The organism is Streptomyces sp. NBC_00539 (genome assembly GCF_036346105.1).
Classification (GTDB): domain Bacteria; phylum Actinomycetota; class Actinomycetes; order Streptomycetales; family Streptomycetaceae; genus Streptomyces.
Window position 1 is genome coordinate 161206 of the sequence record NZ_CP107812.1, and the last position, 17061, is coordinate 178266.

General features: G+C 75.8%; 1 protein-coding gene and 1 pseudogene. Both read right to left on the bottom strand.

All coding sequences use genetic code 11. The features are described from left to right. Positions 1-22 precede the first annotated feature (22 nt). Entirely contained in the window at positions 23-11128 is an 11106-nt protein-coding gene (locus tag OG861_RS32920; RefSeq protein WP_330261997.1) for an SDR family NAD(P)-dependent oxidoreductase, read from the bottom strand. A gap of 32 nt (positions 11129-11160) precedes the next feature. Further along, positions 11161-16980: pseudogene (locus OG861_RS32925) on the bottom strand (SDR family NAD(P)-dependent oxidoreductase); the annotation flags it as partial. Positions 16981-17061: the final 81 nt, after the last annotated feature.

Below are 17061 nucleotides of genomic sequence, written 5' to 3' on the forward strand. Positions count from 1 at the left end.
CACCCCGTACGTGCTGTGCGGTTCAGAACCGCTCGTCGATGAATGCGAAGATCTCGTCGTCGTCGGCGTCCTCGATGGAGTCGGCGACGGAGGACGCCGCGGTGTCCGCCGGGCCGCCCGTGCCGCTGCCGGTGGCGGTGCCGGTCGTGGAGCCGAGTCCGTGCCACAGGCCGGTGAGGGCCGCCAGCCGGTTGGCGATCTCCCGGTGCGCCGTCTCGTCGGGGCCGGCCGCGCCGTCGGTCCGGCCGGACAGGGTCCCGAACAGGGCTTCCAGCCGGTCGAGTTCGGCCATGACGATGTCGGGCCGCGCCGCGGAGGCGGGCTCGCCGGCGGCCGGGGTCCCGTCCGGGGCGAGCGCGCGGCGCAGGTGGCCGGCGAGCGCGGCCGGTGTCGGGTGGTCGAAGACGAGGGTGGCGGCGAGGCGCAGTCCGGTGGCGGCGGCGAGCCGGTTGCGCATCTCGACGGCCGTGAGGGAGTCGAAGCCGAGTTCCTTGAAGGCGCGGTCGATGACGATCCCCTCGGGGCCGCCGTGGCCGAGTACGGCCGCGGCGTGGGTGCGTACGGCGTCGAGGACCAGTTCCTCCTGCTCGTCGGCGGGCAGGCCGGTGATCCGGTCCGCGAGCGTCTCGGCGGGGGCGGCCGCCCGGTGGGTTCCGCCGCGGGCCCGGGTGTCGTCGCCGACCAGGTCCCGCAGGAAGGCGGGTACGGGCGCTGCGGCGCGCAGGGCCGCGTGGTTGAGCCTGATGGGCACTTGGAGGGGCGCGCCGGCCGCTTGGGCGGCGTCGAACAGCGCGAGGCCTTCGGCGTCGGTGAGGGGCATGACGCCGCCGCGGGCGAGGCGGCGGTGCATGCCGCTCTGGTCGAGGTGTCCTGCCATCCGGCTGTTGCTCGACCACAGGCCCCAGGCGAGGGAGACGCCGGGCAGGCCCAGCGAGCGCCGGTAGCCGGCGAACGCGTCGAGGAAGGCGTTGGCGGCCGCGTACCCGCCCTGACCGGGGCTGCCGAAGAGTGCGGAGGAGGACGAGTAGAGGACGAAGGCCGACAGGTCCAGGTCGCGGGTCAGCTCGTGCAGGTTGAGGACGGCGTCGACCTTGGGGTGCAGGACGGTGTCCAGGGCGCCCGGGGTGAGGGTGGGAAGGGTGCCGTCCGAGAGGACGCCCGCGGTGTGGACGACGCCGGTCAGCGGGTGGGCGTCGGGTATGTCGGCGAGCAGTGCGGCGAGCTGCTCGCGGTCGCCGGCGTCGCAGGCCCGTACGGTGACCTCGGCGCCGAGGGCGGTGAGTTCGGCGATGAGGGCGCTCGCGCCGTCCGCGTCGGGGCCCTGGCGGCCGGCGAGCACGAGGTGGCGTACGCCGTGTCCGGTGACGAGGTGGCGGGCGACGGCGCTGCCGAGGGTGCCGGTGCCGCCGGTGACGAGGACCGTGCCGTGCGGCCCGAAGGAGGGCGGCATGGTCAGGACGAGCTTTCCGGTGTGGCGGGCCTGGCTGAGGGTGCGGAAGGCCTCGCGGGCGTGCCGGACCTCGTGGACGGTCAGCGGCAGGGGGGTGAGGACGCCCGCGTCGAAGAGGGCGAGGAGTTCGCGGAGCATGGCGCCGACGGTGTCGGGGCCGGCTTGGACCAGGTCGAACGCCTGGTAGCGGGTGCCGGGGTGGTCGGCGGCGACGGTGTCCGGGTCGCGGACGTCGGCCTTGCCCAGTTCGAGGAAGTGGCCGCCGCGGGGCAGCAGCCGCAGGGAGGCGTCGACGTATTCGCCGGCGAGGGAGTTGAGGACGATGTCGACGCCCCGGCCGCCGGTCGCGGCGAGGAACTCGTCGGCGAAGGCGGTGGTGCGGGAGTTGGCGATGGCGCCGTCGGTGAGGCCGAGGCCGCGCAGGGTGTCCCACTTGCCGGTGGAGGCGGTGGCGTACACGGTGAGGCCGTGGTGGCGGGCCAGTTGCAGGGCGGCCATGCCGACGCCGCCGGCGGCCGCGTGGATCAGCAGGGACTGGCCGGGGGTGGCCCGGGCCAGGCGGGTCAGGGCGTACTGGGCGGTGAGGAACACGGCGGGGACGGAGGCCGCTTCGGCGTAGGTCCAGCCTGCCGGTATCGGGACGACCATGCGGTGGTCGGCGACGGCGTAGGGGCCGAAGCCGCCCGTCCACATGCCCAGGACCCGGTCGCCGGGGGAGACGGAGGTGACGCCGGGGCCGGTCTCGGTGACGACGCCCGCGCCCTCGGCGCCCATGACGCCTTCGCCGGGGTACATGCCCAGCGCGATGAGGGTGTCGCGGAAGTTGACTCCGGCGGCCCGGACGGCGATGCGGACCTGGCCCTCCTCCAGGGGTGCCAGGGTGTCGGGGGCGGGGGCGAGGCGCAGACCCTCCAGGGTGCCGGTGCCGCTGGTGGCGAGCCGCCAGGCGGGGGTCGCGGCGGGCGGTACGAGGAGGTCGCCGCGCGGGTCGGTGTCGCCGGCACGGGCCAGGCGGGGGACGCGGACGGCGCCGCCCCGGACGGCGAGCTGCGGTTCCCCGGAGGCGAGGGCGGCGGTGAGGGCGGCGGCGTCCCAGGCGCCCGGGTCGAGGTCGAGGAGGGTGAAGCGGCCGGGCTCCTCCGACTGGGCGGAGCGGATCAGGCCCCACACGGTGGCGGCGGCCGGATCGGCGGTGTCCTCGTCGGGGGTGGTGGAGACGGCGCCCCGGGTGAGGAGGGTGAGGGTGGTGCCGTCGAGCCGGTCCCCGGCGTCGAGCCAGGCCTGGGCGAGGTCCAGGGCCCGGTGGGCGACGGTGTGGGCGGTGCGCGCGTCGGGGCGGGGGTGGTGCGGGAAGGACACGGCGACGGTGTCGGGGGCCCGGCCGGTGGCGGTCGCGTCGAGCAGCGCGGGCAGGTCGGGGTACCAGTCGCAGGCGCCGCCGGTGGCTTCGAGGGCGGCGATGACCTTGGCGTGGTCCTCGCCGACGACGGCGACCCGGCGTACCGGCAGGGTGTCGGCGGCGGGCAGCTGCGGCCAGGTGACCTCGTACAGGGCGCCCCCGAGGCGGGCGCGGCCGCCGGTGGCGGCGAGCTGTTCGGGGGAGACGGTGCGCACGAGGAGTTCGGCGATGTCGAGTACGGGGCGGCCGGCTTCGTCGGTGCAGGTCAGCCGGACGGCTTCGGCGCTGACGGGGTGGATGGTGACGCGCAGCCGGCCGGCGCCTTCGGCGTGCAGGCGGACGCCGCGTACGGCGAACGGCATGCGGGCCTGGCCGTCGTCGGGGAAGAACGCGCCGAGGCTCATGGCCTGGAGGGCGGCGTCCAGGAGCGCGGGGTGGATGCCGTAGCCGGCGGACGTGTCGGCGGTGCGTTCGGGCAGGGCGACTTCGGCGTGGACGGCGGCGCCGTCGAGCCAGCCGTCGCGGTAGCCCCGGAAGTGGGGGCCGTAGTCGTAGCCGCGTGCGGTGAACTCCGCGTAGAAGGCGTCGGGTTCGCGGCGTCCGGCGGGCCGGGCCGCGGCGGGGGGCCAGGGCGCGGCGGCCGGGGCGGGCGGCTCTTCTGCGGCGGGGGCGAGTACGGCTTCGGCGTGGCGGTGCCAGGGCGCGCCGGGGTCGGCGTCCGCCTCGCGCGAGTGGACGGTGAGGGTGCGCCGGCCGTCCTCGGCGGCGGCGCCGACGAGCAGCCGCAGTTCGACGGCGCCGTCGTCGGGCAGGACGACGGGGGCCTGGAGGATCAGCTCGTCCAGGCTGCCGCAGCCGGATTGCCGGCCCGCCCACAGGGCGAGGTCGACGAGTGCGGCGCCGGGCAGCAGGACGGTGCCGAGCAGGGTGTGGTCGGCGAGCCACGGCTCGGTGTCGGCGCCGAGGCGGGCGGTGTAGACGACGGAGCCGGATTCGGGCAGTTCCACTCCCCCGCCGAGCAGGGGGTGGCCGGCTTCGCGCAGGCCGATGGAGGCGGCGTCGCCGCGCCGGGCGGGGGCGTTGTACCAGTAGCGCTCGCGCTGGAAGGGGTAGGTGGGCAGGTCGACGCGGCGGGAGCCGGCGCCGAACAGGGCGTCGGCGTCGATCTCGACGCCGGCGACGTGGGCGGCGGCGAGGGCCGTGGCGAACCAGCGGGCGCCGCCCTTGTCACGGCGCAGGGTGCCGAGGACGGAGGCCCGTGCGCCGGTGTCTGCGACGGTCTCCTGGAGGGAGGTCGCGAGCATGGGGTGCGGAGCGGGTTCGAGGAAGACTTCGTGGCCGTCGGCGAGGAGTGCGCGGGTGGCCTGTTCGAACTCGACGGGTTCGCGCATGTTGCGGTACCAGTACGCGGAGTCGAGGGCGGCGGTGTCGAGGAGGCCGCCGGTGACGGTGGAGTAGAACGGGATGTCGCCGCTGCGCGGGGCCACCGGCGCCAGGACCTCCAGGAGGTGCTCCTTGAGGGCGTCGACCTGCGCGGAGTGCCCGGCGGTGTCGACGCCGGGGATGGCCCGGGCGTGGACGCCATCGGCGGTCAGCTCTTCCAGCAGTTCGTGCAGGGCCTGCGGTTCACCGGCGACGGCGGCGGTGCCGGGGCTGTTGACGGCGGCGATGGACAGCCGGTCGCCGAACCGCTCCAGGCGCGGGCGCAGCGCCTCGGGGCCCAGGGACACGGCGATCATGCCGCCCTTGCCGGCGAGGGTGAGCCAGGCCTGGCTGCGCAGGGCGACGATGCGCGCGGCGTCGTCCAGGCTCAGGCCTCCGGCCACGTACGCGGCGGCGATCTCGCCCTGGGAGTGGCCGACCACGGCCGACGGGTGGACGCCGAGGGAACGCCAGGTGGCGGCTAGCGACACCATCATGGTGAACAGCACGGGCTGGACGACGTCGACGCGGCTGAGCGAGGGTGCGCCGGGCACCTGGCGCAGGACGTCCATGACGGACCAGTCGAGGTGGGCGGAGAGCGCCGTGTCACAGGCGAGCGCGGTGTCGCGGAAAGCCGGTGAGCGGTCGAGGAGCCCTTCGGCCATGGCGGGCCACTGGGAGCCCTGGCCGGGGAAGACGAACGCGACGCGGTCGCCGGGTCCGGCGGTGCCGCGGAGCGCGGCGGGGTGCGGCCGGTCCTGGGCGAGGGAGGCCAGGGCGTCGAGGAGTTCCTCGCGGCTCTCGCCGATGACGGCGGCCCGCTGGTCGAAGCGGGAGCGGGCCGTCAGCAGGGTGTACCCGGCGTCGGCGGGGTGGAGCGCGGGATTGTCGACGAGTCCCGTGCGCAGGCGGGCCGCCTGCGCACGCAGCGCGGGTTCGGAGCGGGCGGACAGCAGCAGCGGGACGGTGACCTCCGCCCACGGGTCGCTCTGCTCGCCGGGGTCCGTGGCGGGGGAGGCGGCCGGGCGGGGGGCCTCCTCCAGGATGACGTGGGCGTTGGTGCCGCTGATGCCGAAGGCGGAGACGGCGGCGCGGCGCGGGGTTTCCCGCTGCGGCCAGGGGAGGTCGTCGGTGAGCAGCGCCACCGCGCCGGAGGACCAGTCCACGCGGGGGGTGGGCTCGTCGACGTGCAGGGTGCGGGGCAGGGTGTCGCCGCGCAGCGCCAGCACCATCTTGATGACGCCCGCGACTCCGGCGGCGGCCTGGGTGTGGCCGATGTTGGACTTCACGGAGCCGAGCCACAGGGGGGTGTCGGCGGGGCGCCCTTCGCCGTAGGTGGCGAGGACGGCCTGCGCTTCGATGGGGTCGCCGAGTTCGGTGCCGGTGCCGTGGGCCTCGACGGCGTCCACGTCGTGCGGTTCGAGGCCGGCGTCGGCGAGGGCCTGGCGGATGACGCGCTGCTGGGAGGGGCCGTTGGGGGCGGTGAGGCCGTTGCTGGCGCCGTCCTGGTTGACGGCGGAGCCACGGATGACGGCGAGGACGGGGTGTCCGTTGGCTTCGGCGTCGCTGAGCCGCTCCACGACCAGCATGCCGGCGCCTTCGCCGAGGGCCACGCCGTCGGCGGACGCCGCGAAGGCGCGGGAGCGGCCGGTGGGCGACATGACGCGCTGGCGGGAGAACTCGACCAGCATCTCGGGGGTGGACATGACGGTGGCGCCGCCGACGAGGGCCATCGCGCATTCGCCGCGCCGCAGGGACTGGACGGCGAGGTGCAGGGCGACCAGGGACGCCGAGCAGGCGGTGTCGACGGTGACGGCCGGGCCTTCGAGGCCGAAGACGTACGAGAGCCGCCCGGACATGACGCTGGCGGAGTTGCCGGTGCCGAGGTAGCCGTCGAAGTCCTCGTCGCCGTTCTGCAGGAGCGGCATGTAGTGCTGGCCGTTGGTGCCGACGAACACGCCGGTGCGGCTGCCGCGCAGCACGTCCGGGTCGATGCCGGCCCGTTCCAGGGCCTCCCAGGAGGTCTCCAGCAGCAGCCGCTGCTGCGGGTCCATGGCGAGGGCCTCGCGGGGGGAGATGCCGAAGAACTCGGGGTCGAAGTCGGGGGCCTCGTGCAGGAACCCGCCCTCGCGGACGTACGTACGGCCCTTCGCCTCCGGGTCGGGATCGTAGAGGCCGTCGAGGTCCCAGCCGCGGTTGGCCGGGAACGGGGTGATGGCGTCACCGCCGTCGCGCACCAGCCGCCACAGCTCGTCGGGGGTGTTGATGCCGCCGGGGAAACGGCAGGCCATGGCGACGACGGCGACGGGCTCGCCGTCCCCTCCGGCGGGGGCGGTGGTGAACGGGCCGGCCGTGACGGGCTCGGGGTCGGCGCCGGCCGCCAGCTCGTGGAGGTGACGGGCGAGGGCCGCGCTGGTCGGGTGGTCGAAGACGAGGGACGCGGGCAGGCTCAGCCCGGTGGCCTCGCGGAGCCGGTTGCGCAGTTCGACGGCGGTCACGGAGTTCACGCCGAGGTCCTTGAACGCCCGGTCGGGGGCGATGTCCTCGGGCGAGGTGTGGCCCAGCGCGGCGGCCACCTGCGCGCGCACCAGTCGCAGCAGTTCCCGTCGCTGTTCCTCGGCGGGCCTGCCCCGCAGGCCCGCCGCGATCTTGGTGTCGGCGGCGGTCCGGGCCGCGGCGGCTTCCCGCTCGGCCGCGCGCAGCGCCCGTACGGCGGGCAGTTCGTCGAGGAGCGCGGAGGGCCGGGCGGCGGTGTACGCGGCGGCGAACCGCTCCCAGTCGACGTCGGCGACGGCGAGGCCGCTCTCGCGGCGCGCGAGGGCCGAGTCCAGGACGTCCAGGGCCCGCTCGGGATCGAGGAACGACAGGCCGGCACCGCGGATCCGGTCGGCGGCGGGCCCGGTGAGGGCCCCCCGCCAGGGGGTCCAGGCGACGGACGCGGCGGGCAGGCCGCGGCCGCGCAGTACGTCGGCGAGCGCGTCGAGGTGGGCCGTGCCGGCCGCGTAGCCGCCCTGGCCGGCCCCGCCCCACACCCCGGCGACGGAGGAGAAGAGGACGAACGCGTCCGGTGCGGAGCCGCTGTCCGCCAGGATCCCCGCCAGGCGGACGGCCAGGTCGGTCTTGGCGGCGACGGCGGCGGCGAAGCCCTCCGTCGTGGTCCCGGTGAGGGTGGCGGGCGAGGCGGGCGGCGGGACGACGTACAGGGCCGAAGGGGCGTACCGGCCGAGCAGTTCCCGCAGTTCCCGGTCCGAGGCGGGGTCACAGGGCGCGAGGGTCACGCGGGCCGCGAGGGAGCCGTCGAGTTCCCGGGGGAGGCCGTCGGCCGGTCCGGCGAGGACGACCCGGTCGGCGCCGGCGGCGAGCAGCCGGCCGGCCAGGGGGGCGGCCACGGCCGCGAGGTCACCGATGACGAGTACGGTGCCGCGCGCGGCGGTGGGCGCGGAGGAGCGGCCGGCGTCGGCCTGGACGAGGCGGCGCCCGTAGGTGCCGGAGGGCCGCACGGCGACCTGGTCCTCGGCGCCCGGGGCGGCGAGGACGGCGGCGATCTGCTGCCAGGAGCGCGCGTCGGGCCGGGCGGGCAGGTCGAGGAGACCGCCCCACAGGGCGGGCAGTTCGAGGGCGGCGACCCGTCCGAAGCCCCAGAGCTGGGCCTGCGCGGGGGACGGGGTCTCGGCGGGCGACACGGCGACCGAGCAGGAGGTCACCGCCCAGAGCCGGGCCGTGGTACCCGCGTCGGCGGCGGCCTGGGTGAGGGCGAGGGTGGCGGCGACGCCGAGCGGCAGGCCCGCGTGTTCGGGGTGCGGGCCGTCGGCGAGGGCCAGCAGCGACAGGATCCCGGCGAGCGGGGGGCCGTCCGGGCGGTCGGCGGCTTCGGCGAGCCGGGCGCGCAGGAGGGACCGGTCGGCATGGGCCGGGTCGAGGGTGAGCGTCTCCACGGTGGCGCCGAGGGCGGCGAGGGCCTGGCGGGCGGCGTCGGCGTGGTCGGCGGCGGCCGGGGAGTCGGGGGCGGCCGGGGAGTCGGGGGCGACGAGCAGCCAGCGCCCGTGCAGGCGGGCGGCCGGGTCGTCGGTGCGCAGGCTCTTCCACTGGACGCGGTACGCGAGGGAGTCCCGCGGGGCGACCGCCGCCGCCTGGGTGGCGGGGGCCGGGGGAAGCCAGTAGTGGGTGCGCTGGAAGGCGTAGGTGGGCAGGTCGACGGGCCGGGCGCCGGTGCCCTCGAAGAGGGTGGCCCAGTCGATGTCGACGCCGCGGACGAAGAGTTCGGCGGCGGAGGTCAGCAGCCGCTGGAGCCCGCCCTCGTCGCGGCGCAGCGACCCGGCGGCGAGGACCTCGGCTCCGGTGGCCTCTGCGGTCTCCTGGATGCCCATCGTCAGGACGGGGTGGGCACTGGACTCCACGAAGGTGGTGAAGCCCTTGGCGGCCAGGGAGCGGATCGTTTCCTCGAAGCGGACGGGGTTGCGCAGGTTGCGGTACCAGTAGGCGGCGTCGAGGGTGGTGGTGTCGGCGAGTTCGGCGGTGACGGTGGAGTAGAACGGGACGTCGGCCCGGCGCGGGGTGATCGGGCCGAGGACGTCGAGGAGTTCCGCTTCGATCCGCTCCACATGTGCGGAGTGGGAGGCGTAGTCGACCGGTACCTGACGGGCCCGGATGTCCTCCGCCTGCGCGGCAGCGACGAACTCCACGATGGCATCGGCGTCACCCGCGACGACCGTGCTGGAGGGGCCGTTGACGGCGGCGATACCCAGCCGCCCCGACCACGCCTCCAGCCGTGCCTCCACCTCAACCAGAGGCAGAGGAATCGACGCCATGCCGCCCAGCCCGGCCAGTTCCCGGCCGATCACTGCGGCACGGAGGGCCACCACCCGGGCGGCGTCCTCCAGTGACAGCGCGCCGGAGACGGCGGCAGCGGCGATCTCGCCCTGCGAATGCCCCACGACCGCATCCGGCACCACACCCAGGGAGCGCCACAGCGCGGCCAGCGACACCATCACCGCCCACGTCACCGGCTGGACCACATCCACCCGGTCCAGCGAACGGCCCTCCCGCACCACCTGGACCACGTCGAAGTCCACGAACGGCGCCAGCGCGTCCGCGCACTCCCGCAACCGCGCCGCGAACACCGGCGAGGACTCCAACAGCCCCGCACCCATCCCCACCCACTGCGTCCCCTGCCCCGGGAACACCAACACCCGACGGCCCGGGGTGCCTGCGACGCCCTCCACGACCGTCGGTCCCAGGGTGACCGAGCGGTGTTCCAGCATCGAGCGGCCGGTCGCGAGGCTCAGGGCCACGTCCAGGGGACGGAGGGCGGGGTTCTGCTCCAGGTGCGCGTCCAGGCGGGCGCTCTGGGCGCGCAGTGCGGTCTCGGACTTGGCGGTGAGGACGAGGGGAACGACCGGCAGTTCCCGCTCAGCGGACTCCACCACCGACTCCACCACCGGAGCCTGCTCCAGGATCACGTGCGCGTTCGTCCCGCTCACCCCGAACGACGACACACCCGCCCTGCGCGGACGCCCCACCTCCGGCCACGCCCGCTCCTCCGTCAAGAGAGAGACAGCACCCGCCTCCCAATCCACCTGCGACGACGGCACATCCACATGCAGGGACTTCGGCAGCCTCCCGTGCTCCAGCGCCATCACCATCTTGATGACACCACCCACACCCGCAGCAGCCTGCGCATGCCCGATGTTCGACTTCAACGACCCCAACCACAACGGCTCACCGTCCACCGGCCGCTGCCCGTACGTCGCCAACAACGCCTGCGCCTCGATCGGATCCCCCAACCGGGTCCCCGTACCATGCGCCTCCACCACATCCACATCAGCCACACCCAGACCGGCACTCTCCAACGCCGCCCGGATCACCCGCTGCTGCGACGGACCGTTCGGCGCCGTCAACCCATTGCTCGCACCGTCCTGGTTCACCGCCGAACCCCGCACCACCGCCCACACCCGATGACCCCCGGCCACCGCGTCAGACAGCCGCATCACCAGCAGCATCCCCACACCCTCGGCCCAGCCCGTACCGTCCGCCGCATCCGAGAACGCCTTCACCCGGCCATCCCCCGCAAGCCCCCGCTGCTGCGAGAACTCCACGAAGGTGGAGGGCGTGGCCATGACGGTGACGCCGCCGGCGAGTGCGAGGTCGCACTCCCCCGCCCGCAGCGACTGGGCGGCCAGGTGCAGGGCGACGAGGGAGGAGGAGCAGGCCGTGTCGACGGTGACCGCCGGGCCTTCCAGGCCCAGAGCGAAGGAAATGCGGCCGGAGACCACGCTGCCGGAGGTGCCGGTGCCGCCGTAGCCGCCGGCGTCGTCGCGTGCGGCGGGGCGGTCGGTGCCGTAGTCGTGGTACATGGCGCCGACGAAGACGCCCGCGCGGGATCCCCGCAACGACGAAGCCGGAATACCCGCCCGCTCCAACGCCTCCCACGACGTCTCCAACAGCAACCGCTGCTGCGGATCCATCGCCACCGCCTCACGCGGCGAAATACCGAAGAAGTCCGCATCGAACTCCCCCGCCTCATGCAGGAAACCACCCTCCCGCACATACGAACGCCCCGGAACACCAGGCTCCGGATCAAAGAACGACTCCACGTCCCACCCACGGTCACCCGGGAACGGAGACACCGCATCCACACCCGACGACACCAGATCCCACAAACCCTCCGGCGAGCCCACCCCACCCGGGAAACGACACGCCATCCCCACGATCGCCAGGGGTTCGGTGCTCCGCTCCTCGGCCTCGCGGAGGCGTGCTTGCGTCTCGTGCAGCTCGGTCATGGCGCGGCGGAGGTACTCGCGGAGCCTGGCCTCGTTGCCCGTGGTGGAGTCCTGGCTGGTGGCGTCGTGAGCGGACACGGCTCTCCCCTGGAGGTGTTCGGTGCAGGGCTTCAAATGGCGCGGAAGCCGCTGTCGAGCAGCTGGAACAGTTCGTCGTCGGAGGCGGAATGGAGTAGTTCGGTGACGGTGCCGGCAGCAGGGCCGGCGGGGGTTTCGGTGTCGGTGCGGGTGTCGGAAGCAGCGGCTTCCGGCGGGGCGGTGGTGGTCGCCACGCCGAGCCCGGCCAGCAGGGCGGACAGCCGGTCGGCGACCTTCCCGCGGGCGTCGTCGTCCAGGTCGGCCCGGGCGGTCTCCTCGCCGAGCCTGCCGATGAGGGCGAGCAGGGAGGCTTCCGCTCCGGGCAGTTCCCCGTCGATGTGCTCGGCGAGGGCCAGGGGCGTCGGGTGGTCGAAGACGAGGGTCGCCGTGAGCCGCAGGCCGGTCTCGGCGCCGAGCCGGTTGCGCAGTTCGACGGCGGTGAGCGAGTCGAAGCCGGCTTCCCGGAAGCTGCGGTGGACGCCGACCTCGGTCGGGCCCGCGTAGCCGAGTACGACCGCGACCTCGGTCCGTACGAGGTCCAGGACGAGCGCGGAGCGTTCGGCCCGGGGCAGACCGGCGACCCGGTCGGCGAGTGTCGGCCGGGGCTGCTCCGGCCCGCGGTCCGCGGCCGGCGAACCGGCTCGGACCGTGCCCGCCGCGCGGCGGGTCGCCTGCTCGGCGAGCGTGCGCAGGACGGGCGGCAGGGCGGTGCGGTCGGCGGCGGGGTCGATGCGCAGGGGCAGCAGGACGGCGTCCGGGCGGGTGCAGGCGGCGTCGAACAGGTCGAGGGCCTCGGCTTGCGGGAGGGCGGTGATGCCACTGCGGCGCAGTCGGGCCGCGTCGGTCTCGCCGAGGGTGCCTGCCATGCCGGCGCCCGCCCAGGGGCCCCAGCCGAGGGAGACGGCGGGCAGGCCCTGGCCGTGGCGCCAGGAGGCGAACGCGTCGAGGTAGGCGTTGGCGGCGGCGTAGGTGGACTGTCCGGCGCTGCCGAGGAGTCCGGCGGCCGAGGAGAACAGGACGAACGCGTCGAGTTCCAGGCCCCGGGTCAGGTCGTGGAGGGCGAGGGCCGCGTCGGCCTTGGGCCGCAGGACGGCTTCGAGGCGCGCGGGATCCTGCGCGGTGAGCAGACCGTCGTCGAGGACGCCGGCCGTGTGGACGACCGCGGTGAGCGGGCGCTCGGCGGGGATCCGTGCGAGGAGCGCCGCGAGGGCGGTGCGGTCGGCGGCGTCGCAGGCGGCGAGTTCCACGGTGTGGGCGCCGGCTTCGGTGAGCGCGGCGGCCAGTGCGGCGGCGCCCGGGGCGTCGGGGCCGCGCCGGCTGGTCAGCAGCAGGTGGCGTACGCCGTGTGCGGTGACCAGCCTGCGGGCCACGGCGGAGCCCAGGCCGCCGGTGCCGCCGGTGATGAGGACGGTGCCGTCGGGGTTCCAGGCGGCGGCGCCGGGCGCCGTGGTGACGCGGGCGACGCCGGGGGCGTGGGGGGTGCCGGCGCGGAGGGCGAGCTGGTCGGCGCCGTCGGCGCGGGTCAGGGCGGCGGGCAGGGCCGCGTACGAGGCGGGCTGCTCGTCGGTGTCCACGAGGGCGAACCGGCCGGGGTGTTCGGTCTGGGCCGAGCGGATCAGGCCCCAGGCGACGGCGGCGGCGGGGTCGGTGACGGGCTGTCCGGGGCCGGTGGTGACCGCCTGGTGGGTGAGGACGGTCAGCCGGGATCCGGTCGGGCGGTCCGCGGCGAGCCACTGCCGGGCGAGGGCGAGGACGCGGCGGCCCACGGCCTGCGGGCCGTCTCCGCGCTCTTCACCCTCTTCGCCGTCTGCGCCGTCTGCGCGGGCGTCTCCGCGCAGGTCGGCCACGGCGTGGACGGGCCCCGCCGGTACGTCGGCGAAGGGTGCGTCGGGATCGGCCGCGGTCCGGACGTCCGCTCCGGCGGCGGTCAGGGCGTCGGCCAGCGCCGGGGCGGGGTCGCCGAGGAGCAGCCACGTGGTCCCGCCGGGCTGTCCGGGGTCGGTGGCCAGCGGGGTCCAGGTGGGCCGCAGCAGCGGCGCGGAACCGGTGCCGGCAGCGGCGGCGGCGGCGATCCGGTCGGCCCGGACCCGGCGCAGGGCCAGGGAGGCGGCGGCGAAGACGGGCCGGCCCTCGGGGTCGGCGGCGCTCACGGCGTAGGCGTCGGGCCCGGCCGGGGCGATCCGTACCCGCAGGGCGTCGGCGCCGTGGGCGTGCAGGGCGGCTCCGGTCCAGGAGAACGGTACGAGCCCGTGGGCGTCGGGCCGGGCGGCGGTGACGGCGTGCAGGGCGGCGTCGAGGAGGGCGGGGTGCAGGCCGTAGCCGGCGGCGTCGGCGCTCTCCTCGGGGCGCAGGGCGGCGTACGCGAAGACTTCGTCGCCCCTTCGCCAGGCGGCCCGCAGGCCCTGGAACGCGGGTCCGTAGCCGATCCCGGCGGCGGCGAACCGCTCGTACTCGGCCTCGACGGCGACGGGTTCGGCGCCCTCGGGCGGCCAGGTGCCGGTGAGCGGGGCGAAGGTGTCGTCCGGGGCCGCGGCCGGGCCGGGTGCGGTGCGGCCGGTGGCGTGCGGGGTCCAGTCGTCGGCGCTCGACCCGGTGCCGGAACCGGCTGCGGCGGAGTGGATCCGCAGGGGGCGCGTCCCGTCGGCGTCGGCGGCGCCGAGGTGGACGCGCAGCCGTACGGGCGCTTCGTCGGGCAGCACGAGCGGGCCGTCGAAGGTGAGTTCCGCGACCCGGTCCCCGGTCGTGGAGGTGGCCTTGAGGGCGACTTCGAGGAGGGCCGTGCCGGGGACGACGACGCGTCCGGCGACGGTGTGCCCGGCGAGCCAGGGGTGGGTGCGGGTGGACAGGGTCGTCGTCCACACCGTGCCCTGGCCGTCGGGGAGTTCGACGCGGGCGGCGAGCAGCGGGTGTCCGGCGGTGTCGACCCCGGCGGCGGCCAGGCCGTCCCCCTGCGCGGGGGCGGGGGCGTCGAGCCAGTAGCGGGAGCGCTGGAAGGCGTAGGTCGGCAGTTGTGCGGTGAGCTCCGCGTCGGCGGCGGGGTGGGGGGCGGGGGCGGTCCGGGCGCCGAGTCCGTGGACGTGGGCGGCGGCCATGGCCTCGGCGAAGGCCCGCGCCCCGGGCTTGCGGCGGCGCTGCACGGCGATCGTGCGCACGGGGGCGGTGTCCCGGTCGTGGTCGCGGCCGAGGCTCTCGTCATGGCCGTGGCCGAGGTCGTCGTCGTGGTCGAGGATCGTGCGGGTCATGGCGGTGAGGACCGCGTCGGGGCCCAGTTCCAGGAAGCTGTCGACGCCTTCGGCGCGCAGGGCGCGGACGCCGTCGAGGAAGCGCACCGGACGGCGCGCGTGGCGGACCCAGTGGTCCGCGGTGCGCAGGTCCTCGCCGGTGGCGAGCCGTCCGGTCAGGTTCGACATGACAGGAATCTTGGGCGGGTGGTATTCGAGACCGCGAGCGATCGTTTCGAACTGTGTCAACATGCCGTCCATGTGCGGCGAGTGGAAGGCGTGGCTGACGGTCAGCCGCCTGGCGGCGCGGCCGCGGCTCTTCCAGTACTCGACCAGTTCCGCCACGTCCGGCTCGTCGCCCGCGACCACCACGGCGGCCGGCCCGTTCACCGCGGCGAGGTCGATCCGCGCCTCCCGGCCCGCGAGCTGCGGCCGTACCTCGTCCTCTCCGGCCTGGAGCGCGGCCATCGCCCCGCCGCCGGGCAGTTCGCCCATCAGCCGGCCGCGTGCGGCGACGAGCCGGGCCGCGTCCGGCAGGCTGAACACGCCGGCCACGTAGGCGGCGGTGAGCTCGCCGACCGAGTGGCCGGCGACGGCGTCGGGGCGGACGCCGCGCGAGGTGACGAGCGCGTGGAGGGCCGCTTCGAGGGCGAACAGGGCGGGCTGCGTGTACTCGGTGCGGTCGAGCAGTCCGGCGTCCGGCGTCCCGGGTGCGGCGAACATGACCGTGCGCAGGGGGCGTTCCAGGTGGGGGTCGAAGGCGGCGCACAGCTCGTCGAGGGCGGCCGCGAACACCGGCTCGGCGGCGTACAGCTCGCGGCCCATCCCGGGACGCTGGCTGCCCTGGCCGGTGAAGAGGAAGGCGGTACGCCGGCTGCCGGTGGCGGCCCGGCCGGTCACCACCAGGCCCGTGTCCGGGCGGGCGTCGTCGGCGAGGGACTCCAGACCGCGCAGCAGGGTCCCGGCGTCCTCGCCGAGGACGACCGCGCGCTCGGGGAAGGCGGTGCGGCGGTGGGCCAGTACGGAGGCCACGGCGGCGGGGTCCGCGGGCCGGGCGGCCAGGTGGTCGGCGAGCCGGCGGGCCTGGGCGCGCAGGGCGGGCACGTCCCGGGCGGAGAGCGCCCAGGCGATGGGGACGGGCGCGGCCGACGCGTCGGACGCTGCGGCTCCGTCTTCGGCTCGGGCTGCGGCTCCGGCTCCGTCTTCGGCTCGGGCTCCGGCTCCGGCTCCGTCTTCGGCTCGGGCTCCGGCTCCGGCTCCCGCTCCCGCGGGCTGCTCGGCGGCTTCGAGGATGACGTGGGCGTTGGTGCCGCTCGCGCCGAACGCGGAGACCCCGGCGCGGCGGGGGCCGTCGGCGCGCCGGGGCCAGGGGGTGGTCTCGGTGAGCAGGGTGACCGCGCCGGCCGTCCAGTCGATCTGCCGCGACGGCTCCTCGGCGTGCAGGGTCTTGGGCAGGACGCCGTGGCGCAGGGCCAGGACGGTCTTGATCACCCCGGCCACCCCGGCGGCGGCCTGGGCGTGCCCGATGTTGGACTTGAGGGAGCCGAGCAGCAGGGGCGCTCCGGCCGGGCGGGCCTGGCCGTACGTGGCGAGCAGGGCGTGCGCCTCGATGGGGTCGCCGAGGCCGGTGCCGGTGCCGTGCGCTTCCACGGCGTCGACCTGGTCGGCGGTGAGCCCCGCGTTCTCCAGGGCGGCGCGGATGACGCGCTGCTGGGCGGGCCCGTTGGGGGCGGTGAGGCCGGCGCCGGTGCCGTCCTGGTTGACGGCGGAGCCGCGGAGGACGGCCAGTACGGTACGGCCTTCACGGCGGGCGTCGGACAGCCGCTGGAGCAGCAGCATTCCGGCGCCCTCGCCGAAACCGGTGCCGTCGGCCGAGTCGGAGAAGGCCTTGCAGCGGCCGTCGGGGGCGAGCCCGCGCTGACGGGAGAAGTCGATGAACATGGTGGGCGTGGACAGCACGGTCGCTCCGCCCGCGAGCGCCAGGTCGCACTCTCCGGCCCGCAGGGCCTGCGCGGCGAGGTGCAGGGCGACGAGCGAGGACGAGCAGGCGGTGTCGACGGTGACGGCCGGTCCGCGCAGGCCGAAGGTGTAGGAGACGCGGCCCGAGGCGACGCTGCCCGCGCTGCCGTTGACGAGGTAGCCCTCCAGGCCTTCGGGGATGCGGGCGCCGGGGGTGTGCGGGACGCGGGAGCCGTAGTCGTCGTACATGACCCCGGCGTAGACGCCGGTGCGGCTGTCACGGACGTCGTCCCGGGTGAGGCCGGCGCGTTCGAAGGCCTCCCAGGCGGTCTCCAGCAGCAGCCGCTGCTGGGGGTCCATGGCGAGGGCCTCGCGGGGGGAGATGCCGAAGAACTCCGGGTCGAAGTCGGCGCAGTCGTAGAGGAAGCCGCCTTCCCGGGCGTAGCTGGTCCCGGGGGCCCCGGGGTCGGGGTCGTAGAGCGCCTCCAGGTCCCAGCCGCGGTCCACGGGCAGGCCGGAGATCGCGTCGGTGCCCGACCGCAGGAGCTCCCAGAGGGCCTCGGGGGTACGGACCCCGCCGGGGAGGCGGCAGCTCATGGAGACGATCGCGATGGGCTCGCGGGCGGCTTCCTCGACGGTGCGCAGCCGTTCCCGGGTGCTGACGAGTTCGGCGGTGACCCGCTTGAGGTAGTCCCTGATCTTCGCCGAGTTGTCGGCGGGGGCGGGGGTGTCGGCGTGGGAGAGGGGGGTGCC